15 protein-coding genes and 2 pseudogenes are annotated in these 24,798 nt (G+C 75.0%); 6 read left to right on the forward strand and 11 right to left on the reverse strand.

Annotated elements, in window-relative coordinates:
* From KBZ10_RS21730 to KBZ10_RS21740, 3 genes and pseudogenes are all read right to left on the reverse strand, one after another.
* Positions 1–213: pseudogene (locus KBZ10_RS21730) on the reverse strand (hypothetical protein); the annotation flags it as partial.
* 175 nt (positions 214–388) lie between these two features.
* Entirely contained in the window at positions 389–1,702 is a 1,314-nt protein-coding gene (locus KBZ10_RS21735; protein ID WP_247702768.1) for a ThuA domain-containing protein, read from the reverse strand.
* Between the two features lie 686 nt (positions 1,703–2,388).
* A complete protein-coding gene (locus tag KBZ10_RS21740; protein WP_210989369.1) occupies positions 2,389–4,893 on the reverse strand; it encodes a PQQ-dependent sugar dehydrogenase in 2,505 nt (834 codons plus the stop codon).
* 362 nt (positions 4,894–5,255) lie between these two features.
* Here KBZ10_RS21740 and KBZ10_RS21745 point away from each other — a divergent pair, with 362 nt between their 5' ends.
* Entirely contained in the window at positions 5,256–5,597 is a 342-nt protein-coding gene (locus KBZ10_RS21745) for a helix-turn-helix domain-containing protein (RefSeq protein ID WP_210989370.1), read from the forward strand.
* Between the two features lie 339 nt (positions 5,598–5,936).
* On the opposite strand, the gene KBZ10_RS21750 is transcribed toward KBZ10_RS21745, so the two are convergent.
* The 8 genes and pseudogenes from KBZ10_RS21750 to KBZ10_RS21785 form a co-directional block, all read right to left on the reverse strand.
* Positions 5,937–6,143 (reverse strand): hypothetical protein, encoded by a 207-nt coding sequence (locus KBZ10_RS21750; RefSeq protein ID WP_210989371.1) that lies wholly within the window; start codon positions 6,141–6,143, stop codon positions 5,937–5,939.
* Between the two features lie 193 nt (positions 6,144–6,336).
* A complete protein-coding gene (locus KBZ10_RS29665) occupies positions 6,337–6,774 on the reverse strand; it encodes a hypothetical protein (protein ID WP_247702761.1) in 438 nt (145 codons plus the stop codon).
* Between the two features lie 285 nt (positions 6,775–7,059).
* Entirely contained in the window at positions 7,060–8,064 is a 1,005-nt protein-coding gene (locus tag KBZ10_RS21760) for a sugar phosphate isomerase/epimerase (protein WP_210989372.1), read from the reverse strand.
* Between the two features lie 169 nt (positions 8,065–8,233).
* Complete coding sequence (locus tag KBZ10_RS21765) at positions 8,234–9,406, reverse strand: Gfo/Idh/MocA family protein (protein WP_210989423.1); 1,173 nt, start codon at positions 9,404–9,406, stop codon at positions 8,234–8,236.
* A gap of 524 nt (positions 9,407–9,930) precedes the next feature.
* Entirely contained in the window at positions 9,931–10,974 is a 1,044-nt protein-coding gene (locus tag KBZ10_RS21770; RefSeq protein ID WP_210989373.1) for a substrate-binding domain-containing protein, read from the reverse strand.
* A 206-nt stretch (positions 10,975–11,180) separates the two neighbouring features.
* On the reverse strand, positions 11,181–12,290 hold the full coding sequence (locus KBZ10_RS21775; protein ID WP_210989374.1) for an ABC transporter permease: 1,110 nt from the start codon (positions 12,288–12,290) through the stop codon (positions 11,181–11,183).
* On the reverse strand, positions 12,287–13,816 hold the full coding sequence (locus KBZ10_RS21780) for a sugar ABC transporter ATP-binding protein (RefSeq protein WP_210989424.1): 1,530 nt from the start codon (positions 13,814–13,816) through the stop codon (positions 12,287–12,289). The genes KBZ10_RS21775 and KBZ10_RS21780 overlap by 4 nt, the downstream gene beginning before the upstream one ends.
* Positions 13,817–14,351: 535 nt before the next feature.
* Positions 14,352–15,194 (reverse strand): annotated as a pseudogene (locus KBZ10_RS21785) (ROK family protein); the annotation flags it as partial.
* Positions 15,195–15,978: 784 nt separating this feature from the next.
* Here KBZ10_RS21785 and KBZ10_RS21790 point away from each other — a divergent pair.
* The 5 genes from KBZ10_RS21790 (at position 15,979) to KBZ10_RS21810 (ending at position 24,794) form a co-directional block, all read left to right on the forward strand.
* On the forward strand, positions 15,979–16,245 hold the full coding sequence (locus KBZ10_RS21790) for a hypothetical protein (protein WP_210989375.1): 267 nt from the start codon (positions 15,979–15,981) through the stop codon (positions 16,243–16,245).
* A gap of 8 nt (positions 16,246–16,253) precedes the next feature.
* Positions 16,254–18,182: a BTAD domain-containing putative transcriptional regulator gene (locus KBZ10_RS21795; protein ID WP_210989376.1), complete on the forward strand. Its 1,929-nt coding sequence runs from the start codon at positions 16,254–16,256 to the stop codon at positions 18,180–18,182.
* A gap of 3 nt (positions 18,183–18,185) precedes the next feature.
* Positions 18,186–20,585, forward strand: coding sequence for a TOMM precursor leader peptide-binding protein (locus KBZ10_RS21800; protein ID WP_210989377.1), 2,400 nt, complete (start codon positions 18,186–18,188; stop codon positions 20,583–20,585).
* A 508-nt stretch (positions 20,586–21,093) separates the two neighbouring features.
* A complete protein-coding gene (locus KBZ10_RS21805) occupies positions 21,094–23,028 on the forward strand; it encodes a TOMM precursor leader peptide-binding protein (protein WP_210989425.1) in 1,935 nt (644 codons plus the stop codon).
* A 140-nt stretch (positions 23,029–23,168) separates the two neighbouring features.
* Positions 23,169–24,794, forward strand: a complete 1,626-nt coding sequence (locus KBZ10_RS21810; RefSeq protein ID WP_210989378.1) for a SagB family peptide dehydrogenase — start codon at positions 23,169–23,171, stop codon at positions 24,792–24,794.
* The last annotated feature ends 4 nt before the right edge of the window (positions 24,795–24,798 follow it).

Genomic DNA, 24,798 nt, shown 5'->3' on the forward strand with positions numbered 1-24,798 from the left:
CGGTGCGGCGGTGCGGCGGTGCGGCGGTGCGGCGGTGCGGCGGTGCGGCGGTGCGGCGGTGCGGCGGTGCGGCGGTGCGGCGGTGCGGCGGTGCGGCGGTGCGGCGGTGCGGCGGTGCGGCGGTGCGGCGGTGCGAACGTACTGGGCGAGCTGGTCGCCCGGAACCAGTGCGCCGGCGAACGTTCGGCCGGTGAACAGGCCCCGCAGCGCCACCTGTTGGCGGCGTGTGGTGACGGGCGGCGCATCAGCCGTGGGGCCGGAGCGAGGGGACCGGCCCCCCGGAGCTCAGCGGCCCCGAAGGGGCCCCGGGCCGAGGCCCCGGGCCGGAAACCCCGCCCCCGGAACCGGTGGTGTCACCCGGGGTCCCCGGGGCCGGGCCCCGGCGGGATCAGTGCCCACCTCCGTCCGGGAGTTCGCTGATCCTGATGTTGCGGAACGACACCTCGTCGCCGTCCCCGTGGTTCTGGATGCCGATGTGGCCCTCGGTGAGACTGCGCGCCGGGTCGGTGTTGGTGAAGTCGTTGACCGGGACGCCGTTCAGCCGGACCCGCAGCCGTTCGCCCTCCACCCGGATCTCGAAGGTGTTCCACTCCCCTGGCGGGTTGAGCGCCGCGTCCCGGGCGGCGATGTCGGCGGACTGCACTCCGTAGACGGCTCCGGTGGTCCGGTCGGGTGCGTCGCTCGCGTCGATCTGGATCTCGTATCCCCGCTCCACGGCCGTCCAGGGGTCGTCGGAGGCCGGGAAGCCGACGAAGACACCGGAGTTGTCGTCGTCGGCCATGCGCCAGTCGAGCTTGAGCGAGTACGAGCGGAACGGGCGCTCCGCGTACCAGAGGAGGCCCATGCCGCCGGAGGAGGTGATCGTGGCGCCGCCGTCGGCCTCGTCGCGGGTGAAGGAGCCCGGGCCGGCCTGGCGCCAGGCGTCGAGGCCGCCTCCGGTGCGGTCGAGAAGCGGGGTGTAGCCGGTCTCGGGGCGGCAGTCGGCCCGCACGGCACCGGTGGCGTAGCGGATGCCGCCCAGGAGGTGGGTGAGGAAGGCCGGTTCGGCGTAGGACTCCCGGGTGTGGCCGAGGCCGGTGTAGAAGGCGCGGCCGCCCTCGTACTCCTGGCACCAGGCGATGGGGTGGTCCCCGTCCATGGTGCCGCCGCTGTACGAGGACTCGTCCAGGCTCGCCAGCACCCGGGCGGTGTTCCGGGGGTTGGTGCGGTAGTTGTACCACTCGTCGGTGCGGTCCCAGGCGGGGCCGAGGTGGGCGGTGGCGGGGTGGGCGCGGTCCTCGACGAGGACGGTGGCGGGCTGGATCTGCGGGTGGCTCGCGAAGTAGGCGCCGGCCAGGCCGCCGTAGAAGGGCCAGTCGTACTCGGTGTCGGCGGCCGCGTGGATGCCCACGTAGCCGCCGCCGTCGCCGATGTAGTCCTCGAACGCCCGCTGCTGCTCCGCGTCGAGGACGTCGCCGGTGGTGGAGAGGAAGACGACGGCGCCGTAGCGGTCGAGGTTCCCGGGGGTGAAGGCGGTGGCGTCCTCGGTGGCGTCGACGAGGAAGTCGTTCCGGGCGCCGAGGTCCCGGAGGGCGGCGATGCCGTCGGGGATGGAGTCGTGGCGGAACCCGGCCGTCTTGGAGAAGACCAGGATCCGCGTGCTGTCGTTGTCGGCGGCGCGCTGCGGCGCCGCGCTGCCGGGAAGGGCCATGGCGCCGAGCATAAGCACGGCGGAGAGCAGAAGCGCGGCGCAGCGGCCGGGGGTGGCCCGGCGCACTCCGGTGGGCGGCATGGCGTGGAGCAGGGCGGTGCGGGGGCCGGCGGGACGCCGCGGGACGGCGTACCGCAGGGCGGTGATGACGCGGCGGACGGCGGCGCGGGAGAGGACGCGGGCGCGGGCGCGGGAGAGGGCGGTGGCACGGACGGGGGCGGGGGCGGGGGGACGTGAGCGCCGGTCTCGGGGGGTGCGCATGGGGGGTGCTCCTTCCTCCGGGCGTCCGGGAAAGCGGGGGCCGGCGCGCGGCCCGGGGCGTTCCCGGGCCGGTGGCCGGGCCGTCCTCCCGGAGCGCGGGGTCGGCCGGTGGTGCGGTCGGCGGCCCGCCTCCGGAGGGACGGCGGACCGGATCGTCGGGTCGGGTCGGGTCGGCGGTACGACGCTGCGGGCCGTGCGGTGGTGCCGGTGCCGTGCGGTGGTGCGGTGGTGCCGGTGCCGTGCGGTGGTGCGGTGGTACCGGTGCCGGGTGCCGTGGTGCCGGGTGCCGTGGTGCCGGGTGCCGTGCGGTGGTGCCGGTTCTCCTGGGCGGCCCCGCCGGCCCCGCCGGCCCCGCCAGCCCCGCCGGCCCCGCCGGCACGCCGGGACTGGCCGGCCGGGCCCGGGGCACCCGGGGGCCGCCCGGCCGGCCCGCCCGGTCAGCCGGTGCTGAAGGTGAAGTCGTCCACCTCGAACAGCGGTCCGTCACCGGAGCCGGAGCCGGAGCCCTTGGCGACCAGGTAGAGCGTCGTGGTCGTGTCCGGTGCTCCCGACAGTTCGGCGGTGACGTCCTCGAAGCTCTCCCAGCCGCCGGTCGCCGGGACCTCCGCCGAGCCGAGGAGAGTGCCCGCCGGTGAGCCGCTGCGGATCTCCAGCGTGCCGCCCGCGCCGCCGGAGGCGACCCGCGCGGTGAGGGCGGTGGCGTCGGCGAGGAGATACGGCTCGAAGGAGATCCAGTCGCCGTCGTCCAGCGAGCCGGCGGTGCGGCCGCCGTGGGCTCCCTCGCGTTCGGTGGCCTCGGCGCCCTGTGTGTCGCCGTAGTGCTCGGCCTGGCGGTTCCTCGGCTGGACGACGTTGCTGTCGCTGCCGGTCAGCGCGGGCTGGCCGCCTCCGCCGTTGTCGGTGTACTCGGCGTTGAAGACCCCGAAGATGTTGGCGTTGGGGTCGTGCTCGCCGTCCGCCGTGGTCTTGAGGGTGCCGGAGCAGCCAGTGGCCGAGGTGATGGGGTGGCCGTGGTTGTCGTGGCCGAGGACGTAGGTGACCTCGACCTTGGAGCAGTCGATCTCGCCGTCCTCGGGGTCGGTCACCGTCACCTCGAACGGGATCTCGTCACCGAAGGCGAACAGCCGCCCGTCGCCCGGGAGTTCGAGGGTGACGGTCGGGGCCGTGTTGCCGACGGTGAGGTGGACGCTCGCGGAGCCCGTGCGGCCGGAGGGGTCGGTCGCGGTGACGGTGGCGGTGTAGGTGCCGTTCTCGCGGTAGGTGTGGGTGGGATCGGCGTAGTCCGAGGTGGTGCCGTCGCCGAAGTCCCAGTGGTAGGTCAGCTCGTCGCCGTCGGCGTCGGTGGTGCCCTCGGCGGAGAACGTCACCTTCAGCGGTGCCTGGCCGGAGGTGCGGTCGGCGGCGGCCTCGGCGACCGGTGAGTGGCCGTCGGTGGCGTTCTCGATGCGGTAGAGGGCGGAGTTCTCGTCGCCGCCGAACCAGGAGAGGCCGTAGTCGAGGACGTACAGGGCGCCGTCCGGGCCGAAGGCCATGTCCATGATCTGGGTGCCGGACCAGGGGAAGTCGTTGATCGACTGGACGGTGCCGTCCGCGCCGTGCTCGATCCGCTTGATCCACTGGCGGCCGAACTCCCCGGCGAAGAAGTCCCCGTCATAGGCTTCCGGGAACTTGACCGGCGAGTCGAGGTCCGCGTCGTAGCGGTAGACGGGGCCGCCCATCGGGGACTCGGAGCCGTAGCCGAACTCCGGTACGGAGCCGTTGTCGTACGGGATCCAGGCGGGCTGCGCGGCGGGCAGCTCGGTGAGGCCCGTGTTGTGCCGGGAGGTGTTGCGGGGCGCGGAGCAGTCGAAGCTCCCGCCGGGGGTCCGGGTGGCGAAGTCGTAGTCGCGGTAGGGCTCGTTGTCGCCGACGCAGTACGGCCAGCCGAAGTTGCCGGGGGCGGTGACGCGGGTGAACTCGACCATGCCGGCCGGTCCGCGGTCCGGGTCGGCGGCGCCCGCGTCGGGGCCGTAGTCGCCGACGTAGACGGTGCCGGTGGGCTGGTCGACGCTCATCCGGAAGGGGTTGCGGAAGCCCATCGCGTAGATCTCGGGACGGGTCTTCTCCGTACCGGGGGCGAAGAGGTTGCCGTCCGGGATCGTGTACGAGCCGTCGTCCGCGACCTTGATGCGGAGGATCTTGCCGCGCAGGTCGTTGCTGTTGCCGGAGGTGCGGCGGGCGTCGTAGGCCGGGTTGCGGCGCTCGCGGTCGTCCAGGGGCGCGTAGCCGTCGGAGGCGAAGGGGTTGGAGTCGTCGCCGGTGGAGAGGTAGAGGTTCCCCTCGGCGTCGAAGTCGATGTCGCCGCCGACGTGGCAGCAGATGCCGCGGGTGGCGGGGACGTCGAGGACCTTCTTCTCGCTGCCGGTGTCCAGTGTGCCGTCCTCGTTGAGGACGAAGCGGGAGAGCCGGTTGACGCCCTCGTACGGGGCGAAGTCCTCGGGGTCGCCGCTGTTGGGGGCGTCACCGCCGGGGGTGTCGAGCTTGGGCGCGTAGTAGAGGTAGACCGCGCGGTTGTCCGCGAAGTCCGGGTCGATGGCGACGCCTTGGAGGCCTTCCTCGTCGTGCGAGTAGACGGGGAGCTTCCCGGAGACCTTGGTGTTCCCGGCGGCGTCGGTGATGCGTAACGTGCCGTCGCGCGAGGTGTGCAGGACCGAGCGGTCGGGCAGCACGGCGAGGGTCATGGGCTCGCCGGTCTCGGCCGCGCCCTTGGCGAGGGTGACCTGCTGGAAGTCCTCGGCGGCGGGGGCCTGCGGGGCGCGCTCACCGGAGGCGGAGGCCGGAGCCGCGGCCGGGGCGGGGGCGGCGCCCGAGGGCGGGGCGGTGAGGGCGAGGGTGGCTCCGGCGAGCAGCGAACTCGTCAGCAGCGCGAGGGACTTGCGGAGTCTGAGCCGTTTCCTGTGCACGGATGTCCTCCGGAGGATGACGGTGTGTGACAGGCGCGCGCCGTCGCGCCGTGGGGGGCTGCGGTGCAAGTGCGGGCTGGTGCGGTGCGGTGCGAAAGCGGTCGGGCGTCGGCAAAGTGCCGGCCCGGGGGCCGCGTCGCACCACCGGGATCACCGTGACCGATACACCTCAAGGACCGTAGCTTTGTTCGTCTTTTTCGGAAACCCCTTCGACACACATCAGCCATGTCTTCTTCCTGACGCTGGACAAAGGGCGAGGAGGGGCGGACGGGGCCGACGCACCATCAGAATGTTCGCGGGACAGAGCATGGGCCGGCCCACCAGGAGTTCATCCGCATCATCGAGGAAGGAGAGGTGGAGCGATGAGCCACAGCCGCTGGAAGACCCTGCGTGAGCGCAAGCTCGCCGAGGGTTTGACCGAGCCGGAGGACGTGGCCGAGGCCCGTCGCGAGATCCGGCTGTCCATGGCCCTGGCGCAGGCCGTATACGACCGGCGCACCGAGCTCGGGCTCACCCGGACCGAGCTTGCCGACCGTGCGGGCCTCACCCAGGCGAAGATCTCCCGGATCGAGGGCTCCGACACCGTCCCCACGCTGCCGCTCCTCGCCAAGCTCGCCAAGGCCCTGAACGCCACCCTCAACATCGCCCTCGACAATGACGACACCCGGGTGAGCTTCACCGGGCACCACACCGACGCGGCCTGAGCCGGGCAGGCATCCTCCCCTGCGTCATCCGCCGGCCTCGCTCCCGCTCCGGTCAGCCTCTCCTCCGGACCCGAGGTGCGAGGGGGCCATCGCTCCAGTGCCGAGGACAACGGCGCCCCCGGCGACCGGTGAGGAAACAGACGCCGGGGTGCGGGCGGCCGAGTCGTGGTCCCGGCACCCTCATTGACGTTTCAGCACCCCACGAACCGGCACCCGAACCAGCCGCTTCGCAGTACTTCGCCCCGCCGGTCCTCAGACCGACGGGGCGAGGCAGACGGGCCCCAATGGCCCAGCAGCGTCCGGTGCTCGGGCTGCCGGGCCGCTCGCGAGGCCGGATACTCAGGGCAGCCGGCGCCCCATCCTGGCCGACTGCCGGTTGTGGGCCTTGGTGTCCCACCACTCCTCGAGCAGGGCGCGCACCACGTGGACGAGTTGCTGGAGTCGAACGGGATCAGGGGCGGGCGAAGTGAGCACATCGACAAAGGACTTGTCGTCCCAGGGCAGGGTGACCGCCCACGCCTCGTCCTGGTGGCCACGACGCGCCACAGTGAGCCGGTACGTCAACGTCGCACTACGGTCGGGATGATGCTCGACCGACAGGCCAGTGACATTGAACCTCGTCCCGCCGTCACCGGTGGTGTACGAACGGGCCAGTTCCCGCTCGGCAGGTGTCCTGGCCGCCATGTCCGCCATACGTACCATCCGCCCTCTCATCTCGTCCGCGCCTGCGCCGCATTTTCTAGCACCTGACGGCGGCGGCAGCAGTGGTGTTGACCTTGTACGCGGTCAGGAGGTCATTGGATCCGGCGGGAGTTCCGATGATGGTGCGGAATTTCTCGATGCGCGGGCATGAATTGGTGTAGGTGGAAAATCCGCCGCGGCCATTGGAGTCTCCGGACCAGATGGCTGATTTTATCTTCCTGTCCATCGTGTTGTTCCAGCCGTGGCGTTGCTTGATGTGCTTCCAGCCCCACGTCCTGGTGCCACAGCGCAGGGTGTACTTGGCGGGCCCCCGGAAGTACTGCCGTACCACGTAGTTGCGGCTGTGGTTCCTGCACTTCGCAGCGATGCTCTCAGCGGCGGCCTCAACGGCTGTGCCACTCGAACGGGCCGCGGCAGACGCAGAACCGGCTGTCGGTAAGACCAGAGCGGACGCGACGACGGCGGTGGTCAGCACCGCGTTAACGGTGCGGGATGTGTCGAGACGCAAGAGTTCCCCCTATCATGCATCCCCCGTGGTCGGCGGGGGCGTGAAGCGGCAGCCTCTTCTCCGAGGCCCTGATGACCACACCATGTCCGCCAATCCACGGTCAACGGAATAAGGCCGTTTCTCCCTCATCGCCGGGAAGAGGCAACCGGCCTTCCGTTTCTCACCGCGCTGTTCGGACGGCGCCCCACGGTGGGACCGCCCCGCCGGGCCCGGTTGGCGTCACGCGGCAACCAGGCCGGGTCGGAGCGCCGTTCAGTCGTCGCCGCCGAACGCCGCGTCGAACGAAGCGGACGGCGGGTCGAAGTCGTACGCCCTGAGCCGGCGCAGGGCCTCGGGGGCGCCGGTGAGACGGTCCATGCCGGCGTCCTCCCACTCGACGGATATCGGGCCGTCGTAGCCGATGGAGCGGAGCATCCGGAAGACGTCCTCCCAGGGCACGTCGCCGTGGCCGGCGGAGACGAAGTCCCAGCCGCGGCGCGGATCGCCCCAGGGGAGGTGGGAGCCGAGGCGGCCGTTGCGGCCGTCGAGGCGCTTGCGGGCCTCCTTGCAGTCGACGTGGTGGATCCGGTCCCGGAAGTCCCAGAGGAAGCCGACCGGGTCGAGGTCCTGCCAGACGAAGTGGCTGGGGTCGAAGTTGAGGCCGAAGGCGGGACGGTGGTCCACGGCCTCCAGGGCGCGGTGGGTGGTCCAGTAGTCGTAGGCGATCTCGCCGGGGTGGACCTCGTGGGCGAAGCGGACGCCCTCCGCGTCGTAGACGTCGAGGACGGGGTTCCAGCGTTCCGCGAAGTCCTCGTAGCCGCGTTCGATCATCCGGGCCGGGGCGGGCGGGAACATCGCCACCAGATGCCAGATGGCGGAGCCGGTGAAGCCGATGACGGTGCGGACGCCGAACGCGGCGGCCGCCCGGGCGGTGTCGGCCATCTCGGCGGCAGCCCGGCGCCGCACGCCCTCCGGTTCGCCGTCGCCCCAGATACGGGCGGGGAGGATCGCGCGGTGGCGCTCGTCGATGATGGCGTCGCAGACGGCCTGGCCGACGAGATGGTTGGAGATCGCGTGGCAGGTGAGGCCGTACTTCTCCAGCAGGGCGTGGCGGCCGGCTAGGTAGTCCGGCTCGGCGAGGGCCCGGTCGACCTCGAAGTGGTCGCCCCAGCAGGCGAGTTCGAGGCCGTCGTAGCCGAAGTCGCGGGCGTGCCGGCAGACCTCCTCCAGGGGCAGGTCGGCCCACTGGCCGGTGAAGAGGGTGAACGGTCGGGGCATCGGGGCCTCCGGAAGTCGTCGGGCGGCCCGGGAGGGCCGGATGTGGCGGGTCGGATGTGGCGGGTCGGATGTGGCGGGTCGGATGTGGCGGGTCGGATGGTGCCTGCGGTGGCTTCTGGGGAGCGGACGTCCGGCTCTCCGGGGCGCCCCGTCGGCTGCGGGAGGCTCCTCACGCGGGGGCGGTGACGACGGGTGCGGGTTCGACGGGGGTGTAGCGGCTGTCGTGCCCGGCGCTGTCCTCGACGGCGGCGAGGACCCGCTGTACCTGCAGCCCGTCGGCGAACGACGGCCGGGGGTCGGTGCCCGTGGCGATGGCGTGCACCAGGTCGCGGGCCTGGTGCACGAAGGTGTGCTCGTAGCCGAGGCCGTGGCCGGGCGGCCACCACGCCTCCAGGTAGGGGTGTTCGGGTTCGGTGACGAGGATGCGGCGGAAGCCGGAGACCGCGGCCTCCTCGGTGTGGTCGTGGAAACCGAGCTCATTGAGGCGTTCGAGGTCGAAGGAGAGGGAGCCGAGGGAGCCGTTGAGCTCGATGCGGAGGGCGTTCTTGCGGCCGGCGGCGACGCGGGTGACCTCGAAGGACGCCAGTGCTCCGGAGGCCAGCCGACCGGTGAACAGGGCGGCGTCGTCCACGGTGACCGGGCCGCGCCCCGCGCCGTCCGCCGCCGCGGACAGGCCGTGGGCGGCGCCCGGCAGCGGCCGCTCCTTCACGAACGTCTCGGTGAGCGCGGAGACACCGGCCAGCTGCTCGCCCGCCAGATGCTGTGCCAGGTCGACGATGTGCGCGCCGAGGTCGCCCAGCGCGCCGGAGCCCGCCCGCTCCTTCCGCAGCCGCCAGACGAGGGGGAACTCCGGATCGGTGATCCAGTCCTGGAGGTACGTGACGCGGACGTGCCGCAGGGTGCCGAGCCGGCCGGAGGCGACCAGCCGCCGCGCGAACGCCAGGGCCGGCACCCGCCGGTAGTTGAAGCCGACCATGGCGAGCTGCCCGCGCTCCCGGGCCCGGCGGGCCGCCTCCGTCATGGCCTCGGCCTCGGCGACCGTGTTGGCGAGCGGCTTCTCGCACAGCACGTGCTTGCCGGCCTCCAGCGCGGCGATCGCGATCTCCGCGTGGCTGTCGCCCGGGGTGCAGATGTCGACGAGCTGCACGTCGTCGCGGGCGATCAGGGCGCGCCAGTCCGTCTCGGCGGCGGCCCAGCCGTGCCGGCGGGCCGCCGCCCGCACGGCGTCCGGGTCGCGCCCGCAGACGGCGGCCATCACCGGCCGCAGCGGCAGGTCGAACACCCGGCCGGCGGTGCGCCACCCCTGGGAGTGGGCGGCGCCCATGAAGGCGTAGCCGACCATGCCCACCCCGAGGGTCGGCGGGGTGGCGGCCGGGTCCGGGGTGGCGGGCGCGGGGCCCGGGGTCGCGTCCGGATCGGGGCCCGGGGCGGCGAGGGCGGGGCCCGGGATCGCACCCGGTGCGGGGTGCGCGGGTTGCGGGCCGGGGCGCGCCGAGGTGTGCGGGCCGGTGTGCGGGGCCGAGCCCGTGCCCGGGTGCCGGTTTGTGCCCGGGGCCGCGTCCGTGCCGGTGTCCGCGCCCGGACCGGCGTCCGCGTCCGTGCCGGTGTCCACGTCCGTGCCGGTGTCCACGTCCGTGCCGGTGCGCGGGGCCGTGCCGGTGTCCACGTCCGTGCCGGTGCGCGGGGCCGTGCCGGTCTGCCGGTCCGGACCGGTGTGCGCGGCCGTGCCCGTGTCCGCGTTCGTGCCCGGGTGCGCGTCCGTGCCGGTGCCGGTCTCGCTCTCGTCCATCGATCGCTCCTCCTCGTCGTCGTCGCGCTGCTGGCGGGGCGCCCTCTCCCGGTGTGCGGGGCGGGGGCGGCGGGGCGTCAGCTGAAGCCGGTCGGCAGGTACTCGTCGACGTTCTCCTGGGTGACGACGGCCGAGTAGAGGGTGAGCGAGGCGGGGATCTCCTGTTCGGCGAGCCCGCCGACGCCCTTGCCCTGGCCGAGGGCGCGGGCGAGGTCGATCGCGGAGGCGGCCATGGTCGGCGGGTAGAGCACGGTGGCCTTGAGGACGGTGTTGTCCGCTTTGATGGCGTCCATGGCGTGCTTCGAGCCGGCGCCGCCGACCATCAGGAACTCGTCACGCCCGGCCTGCTTGATGGCGCGCTCGGCGCCCACGCCCTGGTCGTCGTCGTGGTTCCACAGCGCGTCGAAGGACGACTGGGCCTGGAGCAGTTGCGCCATCTTGGCCTGCCCGGACTCGACGGTGAACTCGGCCGCCTGCCGGGCCACTTTGCGGATGTTCGGATAGTTCTTGAGGGCGTCGTCGAAGCCCTTGGTGCGCTGCCGGGTGAGCTCCAGGTTGTCCATGCCGGCGAGTTCGACGACCTTGGCGTTCCGCTGGTCCTTGAGCTGCTCGCCGATGTAGCGGCCGGCGTTGAGGCCCATGCCGTAGTTGTCGCCGCCGATCCAGCAGCGGTACGCCTGCTGGGAGTCGAAGACGCGGTCGAGGTTGACGACGGGGATGCCCGCCCGCATGGCTTTCAGTCCGACCTGGGTGAGGGCCTTGCCGTCGGCCGGCAGGATCACCAGCACGTCGACCTTCTTGTTGATCAGGGTCTCGATCTGGCCGATCTGCTGGGCGGTGTCGTTGGAGCCCTCGGTGGTCTCCAGCGTCACGTCCTCGTACGCCTCCGCGCGGGACTTCGCCTGCTCGTTGATGGCGTTGAGCCAGCCGTGGTCGGCCTGCGGGCCGGCGAAGCCGATGGTGACGGCCTTGCCGGGCTTGTCGTCGGTGCCGCCCGCGGGCTCCTGCGCGCCGCCCTTGTCGTTGCTCTCGTTGCTGGTGCAGGCGGTGAGGAACGCGCCGGCCGAGACGGCGGCGGTGCCGAAGAGGAGACCTCTGCGGCTGGGGACCGGTGGTGTCATACGGGCGGACCTCCATGGTGAACGGACGCCGGGTCGCGGCCGGTTGTGGGCGGACGGGCTGCGGCGGGTCCGGATGGGTTGGTACGGGCGGGGTGGTACGGGCGGGGTGGTACGGGCGTGCGAGGCGCGGGCGCGGGCGCGCGGTGACGGGGGGGCACAGCGGCGGCGTGCGCGGAACGCGAACACCTGCGCGGTGGCGCGCCCCGCTACGCACTTCCGCCGCGCGCCGTGCGGTGCTGGACCAGGACGGCGGCGACGATGATCGCGCCCTTGGCGATCTGCTGGACGTCGCTCTGCAGATTGTTGAGGGCGAACAGATTGGTGATCACGGTGAAGACGAGGACGCCGAGCACCGAGCCGGTGATGGTGCCCCGGCCGCCGCTGAGCAGGGTGCCGCCGATGATCGCGGCGGCGATGGCGTCGAGTTCGTAGAGGTTGCCGTTGGTGTTCTGGCCGGAGCCGGTGAGGACGATGAGCAGGAACGCGGCGATGCCGCAGCACAGCCCGGAGATCAGATAGAGCATCAGCCGCTGCCGCCGCACGTCGATGCCGGCGAGGCGGGCGGCCTCCGCGTTGCCGCCGACGGCCACGGTGCGGCGGCCGAAGGTGGTGCGGTTGAGCACCAGCCAGCCGGCGGCGGTGACGGCGGCGAACACCAGCACGAGCGGCGGTATGCCCAGCACATAGGCGTCGGGCAGGCCGAGTTCGAGCACCGGGTCGACGGTGACGACCTGCGTCCTGCCGTCGCTGATCTGGAGCGCCAGCCCGCGGGCGGAGGCGAGCATCGCCAGGGTGGCGATGAACGGCACCATGCCGCCGTAGGCGATCAGTGCCCCGTTGACCAGGCCGCAGCCCAGGCCGACCAGGACCGCGCAGAGCAGCATGCCGCCCAGCCCGTACTCCTGGGTGGCGAGGGTCGTCGCCCACACGGAGGCGAGCGCGACGATCGCCCCGACGGACAGGTCGATGCCGCCGCCGATGATGACGAGGGTGACGCCGACGGTCACGACCCCGATCACCGAGGCCTGGGTGAGGACGAGCTGGAGGTTGTCCCCGGAGAGGAACTGCTCGGGCCGGGTGACCGCGCCGACGACCACGAGGGCGGCGAGCACCCCCAGCAGGGAGAGATTGCGCAGATCGGCGAACGCGGCCGGGACGGCCCGGCGCCCGGGACCCCCGCGCGCTCCGGGGGGCGGGGACGGCTCCTTGCCCGGCGGCGGCCCCTGCGTCCCCGGCCCGGGAGCCGGCGGGGAGGCGGCGGACGGCGCCGGGGACGGCGGGGGCCCGGCGGGCCCGGGGCTGGCACCCGTGCTCATCGCGACGGGCTCCCTTCCATGACGAGGTCGAGGACACGGTGCTCGTCGAGCTCCCCGGCGGGCGCCGTGTGCACGACGCGGCCCTCGCGGAGGACGAGCACCCGGTCGGCGAGGCCCAGCACTTCGGGCACCTCGCTGGAGACCAGGAGGACGGCCACGCCGTCGTCGGCGAGCCGCCGGATCAGGGCGTACAGCTCGGCCCGCGCTCCGACGTCCACGCCGCGGGTCGGCTCGTCCAGCAGCAGCACCTTGCAGCCGCGCAGCAGCCAGCGGGCCAGGACAACCTTCTGCTGGTTGCCGCCGGAGAGGGTGCGGACGGGGACGGACGGGTCGTCGGGCCGCAGCGACAGCTCGCGGGTGGAGCGGTGCGCGGCGGCCCGCTCACGCGCCCGGTCGAGCCAGCCGCCGCGGGCGAAGCGTGCGAGGGAGGAGACGGAGACGTTGCGGACGACGGACTCCAGCATCAGCAGCCCCTGCGTCTTGCGCTCCTCCGGGGCGAGCCCGATCCCGGCCCGGACGGCCGCCCGGACGCTGCCCGGTGGGAGCGGGCGGCCGCCGGCCAGCACCCGGCCGGCGTCGGGCCTCCGCGCGCCGAAGACCGTCTCCAGGATCTCCGAGCGGCCGGAGCCCACCAGCCCGGCCAGGCCGACGATCTCGCCGGGGCGCAGTTCCAGGTCCACCGGCTCGAACTCGCCCTTCCGCGCGAGTCCTTCGACCGCGAGGACGGGGGCGGGGGCGGCCGGCGGGGGCTCCTGCGGTGCGGTCGCGGTCCCGGCGGGCTCCGGCGGGGCCGACCGCTCGGGAAACGCGTACTCGACATCCCGTCCGGTCATCAGCGCCACGACCTCCCGGGTGGGGGTGGTGCGCGCCGGCAGGCCGCGGGCGGCGGCGCGGCCGTCCTTGAGGACGGTGACCCGGTCGCCGATCCGGCGGATCTCCTCCAGCCGGTGGGAGATGTAGACGACGGCGACCCCGGCGGCGGTGAGATCGCCGACGATGCGGAAGAGGTTGTCCACCTCGTCCGGGTCGAGGACGGCCGAGGGCTCGTCCATCACGATCAGCCGCACGTCGTGCGAGAGGGCGCGGGCCATGGAGACGATCTGCCGGCCGGCCGCGGACAGGTCACGCACCAGGGTGCCGGGGGCGATCTCGGGATGGCCGAGCCGGGCGAGGAGCCCGGCCGTGGCGGCGCGGGCGGCGCGGGAGCGGACGAAGCCGGCGGTGGCCGGCTCATGGCCGAGATGGACGTTCTCGGTGACCGACAGGCCGTCCACCAGGTCCAGTTCCTGGTAGATGGTGGCGATGCCGAGGTCCATGGCGGCCGTCGGGGAGGTGAGGTGGACGCGTTCGCCGCGCCAGCGGATCTCACCCGCGTCGGGGCGGTGGGCGCCGGACAGCACCTTGATCAGGGTGGACTTCCCGGCCCCGTTCTGGCCGAGGAGGCAGTGCACCTCGCCCGGCAGGACGTCGAGATCGACGCCGTCGAGGGCCCGGACCCCCGGGAAGGACTTGGTGATGCCCGTCATGGCGAGCAGCGGGGCGCCGTCCGGCGCGGGGCCCCCGTCCGGCGGTGCGGCGGACGGGTCCGGTGAGGAGACCGGTGACGGGTCCGCGGACGGCGGCGGTGACGGCGGCGGATGATCGGGCACAGGTGCCATGGCAGGGCCTCCTCGGCGGGTGCGCCGGCGGCGGGCAGGGCGGAACGGCGGTACGGGCGTGCGGAGGTGCGGCCGGGCCGCGGTTCGGGGCGGCCACGGTTCGGTACGGCGGTGCGGTGCGGTGGGGCGCTGTGTGCGGTCCGGTGCGGCGGTGCCTGCGTACGGGTGGTGCGGGGCGGTACGGGCGGTGCGGCTCGGCCGTGCCCGGTGTTCTCCGGGCGGCCGCGGCATCGCGGTCGCGCTGGTCCTCGGCGTCCCGCGCGTTCGGGGACGGTGCTGCCGTCACCGCACCGCGCCGGCCGGGGGCGCGGCGCGGTCCGGTCGTCCGGTCCGGCGTCGTGCCGCGCCGGGCGCGGTGCGCCGGTCCCGGCGGCGCCGCGGCTGCGGTCGGCCCGGGGCCGTGGGCGAGCTCGGCGGAGCTGCCGTCGCGGGCGGCGGCCTCGGCGTCCCGGGCGAGCGCGGAGCCGCTGAAGTACGCCTCCAGACAGCCCCGGTTGCCGCAGGCGCAGGGTCGGCCGTCGGGCTCGACGCGGATGTGGCCGATGTCGCCGGCGCTGCCGGTCGTCCCCCGGTGGACCTCGCCCCCGGCGACGATGCCGCAGCCGATACCCGTGCCGATCTTGACGCAGAGGAAGTCCTGCACGGAGTTGGCGACCCCGGCGTGCTGCTCCCCCATCGCCATCAGGTTGACGTCGTTGTCGACCATGACGGGGCAGCCGAGTTCCTGGCTCAGCACCTCGCGCACGGGGAAGCCGTCCCAGCCCGGCATGATCGGCGGCGCGACGGGGACGCCCTCGGGGAAGCGGACCGGCCCGGGGACGCCGACGCCCGCGCCGTCGAAGCCGTCCGGCGCGACGCCGGTGGCGCGCAGCTTGCCGGTCATGGCGAGGACCTGCTCGAAGACGGCCACCGGTCCGTCGCGCACGTCCAGCGGCTGGTTGAGGTGGCCGAGGATCTCCAGCTCGGCGTTGGTGACGGCCACGTCGACCGAGGTGGCGCCGATGTCCACGCCGAGGAAGCGCAGCGCGGGCGCCAGCCGGATGTTGTGCGAGCGGCGGCCGCCGCGCGAGGCGGCGAGCCCGTCGGCGACGATCAGACCGGTCTCCAGCAGCCGGTCGACCTCGACGGCGAGCTTGGACCGTGACAGGTCCACCCGGTCGCCGAGCTGCGCGCGGGAGTGGGGGCCGCCGTCGCGCAGCAGCCGGAGCAGCCGCGCCTGGTGCGCGTTCGCGGGTCGTGCCGTCATGCGCCTCACGCCACCCCAACCTCCCCTCGCCCACGGCATGGGAAGACACTGGAAGACACCGTCTTCGCCGGTCATCGGCCTCACCCGGCGGTCCGTCTCCGGCGCGCCGGGCTTTAACGGGGAAGTTAGCAGCGGTCGTTGGGACTGGGAAGAAGTTCGGCAGGAATCAACGGCAACTTTCTCCTGACCGTGGACAAAGGATCGGCCCGGAAGATGAGAACGCGAAGAGGAGGACGGGCGGTTGCCCTTCGCTCTCCCCCGGACGGAAGGCGCTGCGGTGTCCGCCCCCAGGGATGCCGCTGCCGGCGGAGCGGAGTCGGCCGAGCGACCTGGGGTCGGTACGCGCGCCCAAACTGTCCGCCGGGCCGGAGGCTGCCGCCGGGCCGAAGTCTGCCGCCGGGCCGGAGGCTGCCGTCACGGAGGGCCCGCACCCACGGGATCGACGGCCACCCCGCGCTCCGTTGGCAGCACCGCCTTCTCCGGCGCGACGCAGTTCCAGGCCCCGGGTGCCCGACCGTTCCCGGCAGCCCCGGACGTTCAGGGGCGCCGCCCCGCCGCCCGCGCGAGACCGCGGTCCCGCCGCTGTCACGAAGTTGCAGCCCCCCGTGCAGCAAGCTGACATCCATCCGCCTGTTCGAGCCCCCGGGCGGCTGGCATCGTCTCCTGCACCGCAGAGATCAGCAGGACCTTCAGCGAGGCACCGCTGAACAGCTCGTCCAAGGGGGAAGCCATGTCCGGGAATCGCCGTGAGAGAACGCCCGTCCGCCGGCGGAGGACCGCCGCCGTGTTCGGGCTCGCCCTGGTGCTCTCGCTTCCGGCCGGAGTGGCGGCGGCCGCCTCCCCCCAGAGCTACTCCCCGGGCTCCGCCCAGACCTCCGCCGCGGCCGCCCGGAACAACCCGGCGGCCCACGGGACCGGCGCCCCCGGCCTCGGCGGGCTGCCGTCCGTCGTCGTCGACACCGTCTGCGCCCAGTGGGAGCGGATCGCCGCCGCGGTGCCCGTGCCATCGGAGCCGCCGGAGGTCTGCAAGCTGGTCAACGGCTGGGACTAGGCAGCCCGGTGCGGTTTCAGCTGCTCGGGCCGCTCAGTGTCACCGACGGCGCCGACGCCGTCGTCCTCCCTCCCTCCAAGCCGACGATCCTCCTCGCCGTGCTGCTGCTGCACGCCAACTCCGTGGTGTCCGCGGAACATCTCCAGCGGGCCGTCTGGGGCGAGGCGCGGCCGGCCACCGCGAAGGCCGCGCTGCAGACCTGTGTGCTGCGGCTGCGGCGGCTGCTGCCCCGGCACGGGGTCACCGAGACGCCCATCGAGGCGGTTCCCGGCGGCTACCGGATCACCGCCGGGCCGCAGACCCTCGATCTGCTCGGTTTCCGGGCCGCCGTGCGCCGCGCCGCCGCCGTGCCGGCGCACGCCCCGGAAACCGAGCTCTCCACCCTCAAGGAGGGGCTGTCGCTGTGGCAGGGCCCGCTGCTGGCCAACGTGCGGTCCGACACGCTGCACCGGGACGAGGTGCCGCGGCTGGCGGAGGAGCGGCTGCGCGCCGTGGAGCGGGCCTGCGACCTGGAACTGGCCCTGGGGCGCTGCGGGGAGGCGCTGGCCGAGCTGTGGGCGGTGACCCGCGCGCACCCCGGGCACGAGCGGTTCCACGAGCAGCTGATGGAGGCGCTGTACCGCACGGGACGGCAGGCGGAGGCGCTGGCCGAGTACCGGCGGGTCAAGCAGTACCTGCGGGAGGAACTGGGCGTGGACCCGTCCCCGACGCTCCGCCGGCTGGAGCTGGCCATCCTGCGCGGCGAGGACCTGCGCGGCGAGGAGCCGGCGGCGTCCGGACCGGGGCGGGGGCATCCGCCGGCCGGGCCGGTGATCCGCGTCGACCGGGAGTCCCCGGGAGCGGGGCCCGCGGAGCCGGGGCCCGCGGCACCCGCCGCCCTGGCCGCCGCTCCTCCCCCACCGGCCGCGCTCACCGCGCGGCCCGCAGACCGGCGGTCCGCCACGGCCGCCGCGACCTCGGAGCCGCCCGGCACCCCCGCCGTGCCCTCCTTCACGGGCCGGGCGGCCGAGGTCGGAACCATGAGGGAGAGCCTGGCCCGTTACGCGGAGCACGGCGGCGAACCCCCGCTGATCCTGCTGTGCGGCGCCCCCGGGATCGGCAAGTCGGCCCTGGCCCGGCACGTCGCGCAGCTCGTCGGGGCCGCCTACCCCGGCGGGCCGCTGCTGCTGCCGATGACGAACCCGGACGGCGCCCCGCGCGAACCGGCCGATGCCGCCGCCGCGTTGGCGACCCGCCTGCGGGAGCGCGGAGACGGCGGGAACCGTGAGCGGACGCTGCTGATCCTCGACGACGTGGCCGACGCCGCGCAGGTCCGGCCGCTGCTGCCGGCCGGGGCGGGCGGCGCGGCGGTCGTCACCAGCCGGATGGGGCTGGCGGGACTCGTCGCGACGCACGGCGGGCGGGTGCACCGGCTCTCCGTCTTCGACGAGGACGAGTCATACCGGCTGCTGTGCGCGGTCCTGGGCACCGGGCGGGTGGAGGCCGAACCGGAGGCGGCCCGCCGGCTGGCCGCCGTCTGCGGTCACCATCCGCTGGCCCTGCGCATCCTGACGGCCCGTCTGCTGACCCGCCCCGGGCTGCGGCTGACCGACGCCGCCGGCTGGCTGGCCGGGGACCCGCTCGGCCGGCTCTCGCTGGCCGACTCCCCCGGCATGTCCGTCCCGGAGGTGTTCGGCGGCGCCCTCGACCGGCTCGACCCCCGGCTCGCCGAAGCCTTCCTGCGGCTCGGGGCACTGCCCGGGGCGGCGGCGTTCCGGGCCGCGGACAGCGCCCCGGCGCTCGGCATGGACGGTGCCGAGGCGGAGGCCGTCCTGGAGCGGCTGGCCGACGCCGGGCTGCTGGAGGAGGGGCCGCCCGGCCCGTACCGGATGCATCCGCTGCTCCAGCTCTACGCGCGCGCAGCCGCGACCCGAACCCGACCCACAGAGAAGGTGTGACCGATGGCAGCAGACGTGACCGGCACCGCGCCCACGACCGGGACCGCGACCGCACCCGCGACCGGCACCTTCGAGGCGCTCGCCGGCACCCGGCCGCGGGTGCGGCGGGACGTGCTCTTCACCGAGACCCCGGGCGGGGTGCTCTTCCACAACGCCGACGGCGGGTTCCACCTCACCGGCCGCGCCGCCTACCGCTTCGCCGCGCTGATGGTGCCGCACCTGGCCGGGCGGAACCGGCTCGGCGAGATCTGCGAGGGCTTCGGGCCCGCCCAGCGCGCCATGGCCGCCGAGCTGGTCAAGACGCTGTACGAGCGCGGCTTCGCCCGCGATGTGCCGGACGCCGACGCCGACGGCCCGGAACCCGGCGATGTCTCCCGCCGGTTCGCCGCCCAGATCGCCTACGTCGATCACTACACCGACGGCGCGCCCCGCCGCTTCGCCCGTTTCCGCGCCACCCGCGTCGCCGTGCTGGGCGAGGACGAGACGGCCCGCTGGTGCGCGCTGAGCCTGGTCCGCAACGGCTGCGGCCACATCGCGACCACGGCCGCCTTCCCCGAGGTGGAGGCCGAGGCGGCCGAAGCGGCGGCCGACGGCTGCCCGGTGCGGACCGGCCGCCTGGACGGCGGCGGCACGGCGGGCGGCACGGCGGGCGGCGCCGCGGGCTGGGCCGCGGGCTGGGCCGCGCTCGACGGCTACGACGTCGTGGTCGTCACCGGCCCCGGAGCCGAGGCCCGCGCCCACCGGCTGCTGTGCGAGGGCGTGCCCGAGGGCCGCGTCCTCATCCCCGCCTGGACCTTCGGCGGCCGCGCCGTCACCGGCCCGCTGTCCACCGCCACGTCCACCGGCTGCCTGCACTGCGCCCTGCTGCGGCTCGGCGGCAGCACGGACGCCGCCGCGGCGGCCGAGATCTGGAGCGGCCTGGCCGGCGGTTCCGCCGCCCCGGCGCCGGGGGCCGGCGGGCCGCTCACCGGACCCGTCGCCGCGATGGCCGGGAACCTGCTGGGCTACGAGATCTTCCGGCTGCGCACCGGGGCGCTGCCCGCCGAGACCGCCGGCCAGGTCCTCGTCCAGGACCTGGAGTCGCTGGACGTCATGGCCGAGCCCCTGCACCCCCATCCGCGCTGCCGCCGCTGCGCCGCGCCACCGGCCGGTGCGGCGTCCGGCGCGCCGGGGCTGCCCGAGGTGCCGGAGCGGCTGGTGCTTCCCGTCACCCCGACCGTGGAGACCGCCCGGGAGGCGGAGGACCTGGTCGAGGAGCTCAACCGGATCAGCGGCGCGCTCGTCCGCCCGTACACCGGGGTGTTCCGCCGGTACGACGACGAGGAGCTGACCCAGACCCCGCTGAAGATCAGCCGGGTGGAGGCCGCCCTCGGCCACGGTGCGCGGCGCGCGATCGCCGCGTTCGACGTGCACCATCTGGCGGGCGCGCGGATGCGGGCGCTGTACGCGGCCGCCGAGGCGTACGTGGAGCATGTGGTCCCCGTCGTCCCGGCCTCTCCCGCCCCGGCCGGGGACGGGCCCGGGGCCGCGCCGGTGCCGGCCCTCGCCCCCGACGCCCTGACGACGGGCGGCGGCACCGGGCGGGGCACGGAGGAGGTCACGGCGTGGGTGACGGCCGTGTCGCTGCTCACCCGGGAGCCGGTCCGGGTGCCGGCCGCGGCGGTGCGGCCCTTCGGCCCGTACAACCGTGACCGGCTGCACCAGGCGAGCAGCGCGGGAGCCGGGGCGGGCGGCGGGCCGGGCGAGGCCGCCGGGCGCGGGCTGCTGTCGGCGCTGGCGCACGACGCGCTGCTGCGGGCGGTGCGCGGCACGACGGAGGTGACCCCGCTCGGGGCGGCCGAGGACCCGGAACTGGTCTTCCTGCTGAAGTCGGCGGGGAATCTGGACCTGACGGTGGAACTGCTCGACCTCGGGGAGGACGCCCGCTCCTCGGCCCGGGTCGTGCTGGCGCGGGAACCGGAGGGCCGCTGGGCGGTCGCCGCCGGCCTGTCGCGCTCGGCGGCGGCCTGCGCGGCGCTGCGCGATCTGCTGGGTCAGGCCCAACTGGCCGCCGAGGAGCCGGAGAAGACCGTCGACCAGGGCGATCCGCTGCTGGCCGACCTGGCCCCCGCGGCCATCGCGGTGACGGCCGGCGGCGCGGCGGACGGCGGCGGGAACGGATCCGGGTCCGGGTCCGGATCGATGGCACCGGACGCGGAGGCCACGACCTTCGAGGCGGTGCTGGACCGGCTCCGCGCGGCCGGACGGGACGTCCTGTACGCCGACACCACCCCGGCCGACCTGCCCGCGGGCGGCATCAGCACCGCCCGGGTGCTGCTGACCACCGGCGCCGCGGCGGGCGCCGCACCCGGCGCCACCACCGCTGCCCGCGCCGGCTCGGGCGGTGGCGCGGATGACCACTGAGACCCCCACCGGGAGCACGGACCGGGCCGCCACCGTGACCGGGTCCGCCGCGGCCGGGAGCACCGGGCAGCCGGCCCCCGGGGCGGCAGCGCCGGCCGGCCCTGTTGCCGGCCCGGGGCCCACGGGCGGAGCCGCCCCCGCCGCCGGCACCGGAACCGCCGCGGCGGCCCCGGGCGCGCACGGCCCGGGCACGCCCCCCGGCGCGGCGGCCACCGGGCCCGGCGCGCCCTGGGAGCGGACCTGCCGCGAGCTGGCGGTGCTGCTGCACCGCGGCCTCGCCGCCCACGGCACCCCGGCACCGCTGGACGTCGCCGCGCTGGGCGTCACCGACGCCTTCACCGCGCCGGAGCCCGGGCCGTCCGGCGGGTCCGGCCGGACCCGGCCCTCCGGCTCCGCCAACCCGCCGCATTCACCCGGCGGTTCGGGGGCAGCGGTGGACGCCGCTGCCGCACCCGGCGCGGCGGGGGCCGGCGCACCGGCCTCTCCCGCCGCGCCGGGCACCCCCGCCCTGCCGACCGGGGTTCCGGGCGGAACCGGCGCCGGCGGCCCGGGCGGCACGGCCGACGCGGCCGCCCCGGAGGCCGCGCAGGGCGCCCCCGGCCCGGCGCCAACCCCCGCGCCCGCCGCCCCCGGTGGGGCCGACGTCCCCGCCGGGCCCGTCCCCGTACGGTTCTACGGGCATCTCGCCGTCGTCGGCCCCCTCCCCCCGGGGGCCGGCGACTCCCCCCGCGCGGCCCCGGCGGCGGGCCCCTGCGCCCGCTGCCTCGACCGCCGGTGGCAGGCCGTGCGCTCCGTCGCGCTGCGCGAGGCGCTGGAGCTGGGTTCCGGCACCCGGGCCGCCGGGGCGTGGCCGTATCTCACCCCGTTCGCGGCGGACGCGCTGGCCGCTCTGACGGCCGCCCGGCTCGGCGGGGCGGGGCCGGACACCGGAGCGTTCCCGGCCGTCCACCTGGTCGATCTGCGCACGCTGGCCGTCCGGCACTACCCGCTGGTGCCGGACCCGGAGTGCCCGCGCTGCGGCCGCGCCGAGGAGGACACACCGGAGGCGGCCGTGCTCACCCTCCGCCCCGCGCCCAAGCACCGGCCCGGGTCCTTCCGCATCCGCGACATCCACGACTACGAGCTGCCGGCCGAGCCGTACGCCAACCCGGTGTGCGGGTCGCTGGGCCCGTCCGTGGTGCACGACATCGCGTCCCCCTCCACCTCCGCGACCATCGGCTGCTTCTCCCTGCGTTCCGGGGAGTACCTCCGCGAGACCTTCTGGGGCGGCCACGCCGACAGTTACGCGCAGAGCGTGCGGATCGGCGTCCTGGAGGGCCTGGAGCGGTACGCGGGGATGCGCTCGCGCGCCAAGCGGGCCGAGGTGCGGGACTCCCTGGACGGGCTGCGGGCGCGCGGTGTCCGCGCGCTCGACCCGCGTGTCTGCGGCCTGTACTCGGAGGAGTTCCACCGCGCCAACCCGCGCGTCACGCCGTTCTCCCCCGGCCGGGAGATCCCCTGGGTGTGGGGGTACTCGCTGCGCGACAGCGCGCCCGTCCTCGTCCCCGAGGTGCTGACGTACTATCACGCGCCGGGCCTGGAGAACCGGTTCGTACAGGAGAGCTCCAACGGCTGCGCTTCGGGCGGCTGCCTGGAGGAAGCCGTCTACTGCGGGCTGATGGAGGTCGTCGAGCGCGACGCCTTCCTGCTCACCTGGTACGGGCAGGCGGCCCTCCCGGAGATCGACCCGCGCGGCAGCGCCCGGGCCGCCACCCGGGAGATGGTGGACCGGCTGGAGATGTACGGCTACGAGGCCCGCTTCTTCGACACCCGGATCAGCTTCCCCATCCCCGTGGTGACCGGGGTCGCCGTCCGGCCCGACGGCGGGATCGGGCGGATGTGCTTCGGCGCGGGCGCCGGTCTCGACCCGGAGGCGGCACTGGCCGGCGCCCTGTGCGAGATCGCCACCGACGCGGTCAACCTCCAGGGGCGCACCGAGCGCGACTGGGAGCGGCTGAGCGCCATGGCGCGCGACTTCGCGAAGGTCGAGGCGCTGCACGACCATCCGCTGGCCTACGGCGTCCCGGAGATGGGCGAACACGCCCGTTTCCTCCTCGGCGAACCGGGCGCGCCCCGGCCGCCGCTGCGTTCGCTGACGGATCTTCAGCGGGAGGTGCCGCCGGTCTCCGGCGATCTCCTCGACGATCTGCGGACCTGCGTGGACGCGGTGACGGGTGCCGGGTTCGACGTGATCGTGGTCGACCAGACCATGCCCGAGCAGCGCGGTCTCGGCCTGACGACGGTCTCCGTCCTCGTGCCGGGGCTGCTGCCGATCGACTTCGGCTGGACCCGGCAGCGGGCGCTGGGGATGCCGCGGCTGCGCACCGCCCTGCGGGAGGCGGGGCTGCGCGACCGCGACCTCGTACCGGCCGACTTCAACCCGGCGCCGCACCCGTTCCCCTGACCGTCCTCCTCCGCCGACCACGACCGACGATCACGCACCCCGTGCACCACCGCCCACCACCGCGCGCACCACGGCGCACCGTGACCGGCGGACGACCGGGCCCGACAGCTCCAGAGGCAGCAGGAAAGGCAGGGCACACCATGGGATACGCCCATGAGTACGCCACCGCGATCATGCACCGCGGGCGGGTCCCGATGGATCCCGCCGATTTCGTCCCGGACTGGGCCGACGGCCCGCGCAAGGCCAAGTTCTACCCCGGCGTGGACAGCCTGCCGCTGCCCGCTTCCGGCTATCCGGCGGAAGCCACCCTGGACGGGGCTCTCGCCGCTCTCGGCGGGGCGGGCGGCACGGCCGGCGCGGACGGTGCGGCGGCCGGGCGGCCGTTCGACCTCGCCGCCCTGTCGGGCCTGCTGCGCGACTCCTACGGCCTGACGGGCCGGCGCCTCGGCGTCCAGGCCAACACGGACCTGAGCGCCCTGCCGTACTACCCGCTCGCCAACTGGTCGCGCGGCTCGGCCTCCGGCGGCGGCCTCTACCCGGTCAGCGTCTACTGGGTGTCCGGGCGCGGCGGTCCGGTGCCGCCCGGGGTGCACTACTACTCCACCCGCCACCACGCCCTGCAGCGGCTGCTCACCGGTGACGTCTCCGGCGAGGTGCGGGCCGCGCTGGGCGCCGGGGCCCCGGGACCGGACACCGACCAGTACCTCGTCCTCGGGATCAAGTACTGGCAGAACGCCTTCAAGTACAACAGCTTCTCCTTCCACGCCGTGTCCATGGACCTCGGCGCCGCCCTGCAGACCTGGCGGCTGTGGGCCGGGGCGCGCGGGCTCGCCGTCGAGCCGGCGTTCTGGTTCGACGAGGAGCGGCTGGCGCGGCTGCTCGGGGTGCGGACCGAGGAGGAGGGGATCTTCGCCGTCGTCCCGCTGCGCTGGGAGGGCGCCCCGGCCGGCCCGCCGGCCGCACCGGCCCCGGCCGCCCCGGTGTCCGTGCGCCACCGGGACGTCGAGCGGTCCCGCACCGTGCTCACCTTCGACGCCCTGCTGAAGATGCAGGCCGCCACCGCCGAGCGCGCCCCCGACCGGCCCGCGCCGGGCGCGCTCGCCCCGGCCGCCGCCCCGCCCCCGGACGCGGACCGGCCCGTCCGCCCGCTGCCCGCGCCCCGGGCGCTCGCCGCCGATGTGCGCGCGGCGCTCCGCGCGCGGCGCAGCAGCTTCGGCCGCTTCGACGCGCAACGGCCGGTGGCGGCCGACCAGTTCGCCGCCTGCCTGGCCGCCGCCTCCGCCGGCGCGGTGCTCGGCGGGGACAGCGGCACCGGGGAGACCCCGCTCACCAGGCTGTACGCGTTCGTCAACCATGTGGAGGGCCTGGAGCCGGGGGCGTACGAGTACGACCCGGCCGGGCGGTCGCTGCGGCTGGTCACGGCCGGCCGGCCCGGGGAGTTCCTGCAGAAGAACTACTTCCTGGCGAACTACAACCTGGAGCAGTCCGGCGCGGTGCTGGTGCCGGCGGTCCGCACCGCGGCCGTGCTCGACGCGGTCGGCGACCGCGGCTACCGCGTGGTCAACGCCGTCATCGGGGCGGTCGCGCAGACGCTCTACACCGCCTGCGCCGCGCTCGGCCTCGGCTGCGGTGTGGCGCTGGGCTTCGACAACATCTCGTACATCGAGGAACTCGGCCTGGCGGAGACGGGCGAGTCCCCGCTGCTGATCATGATGATCGGTCATGAGCGGCCCGCCCCGGCCGACTTCCGGTACGAGATCGCCTGAGCGC

It is taken from the genome of Streptomyces sp. F63, from assembly GCF_018070345.1.
Classification (GTDB): Bacteria; Actinomycetota; Actinomycetes; order Streptomycetales; family Streptomycetaceae; genus Streptomyces.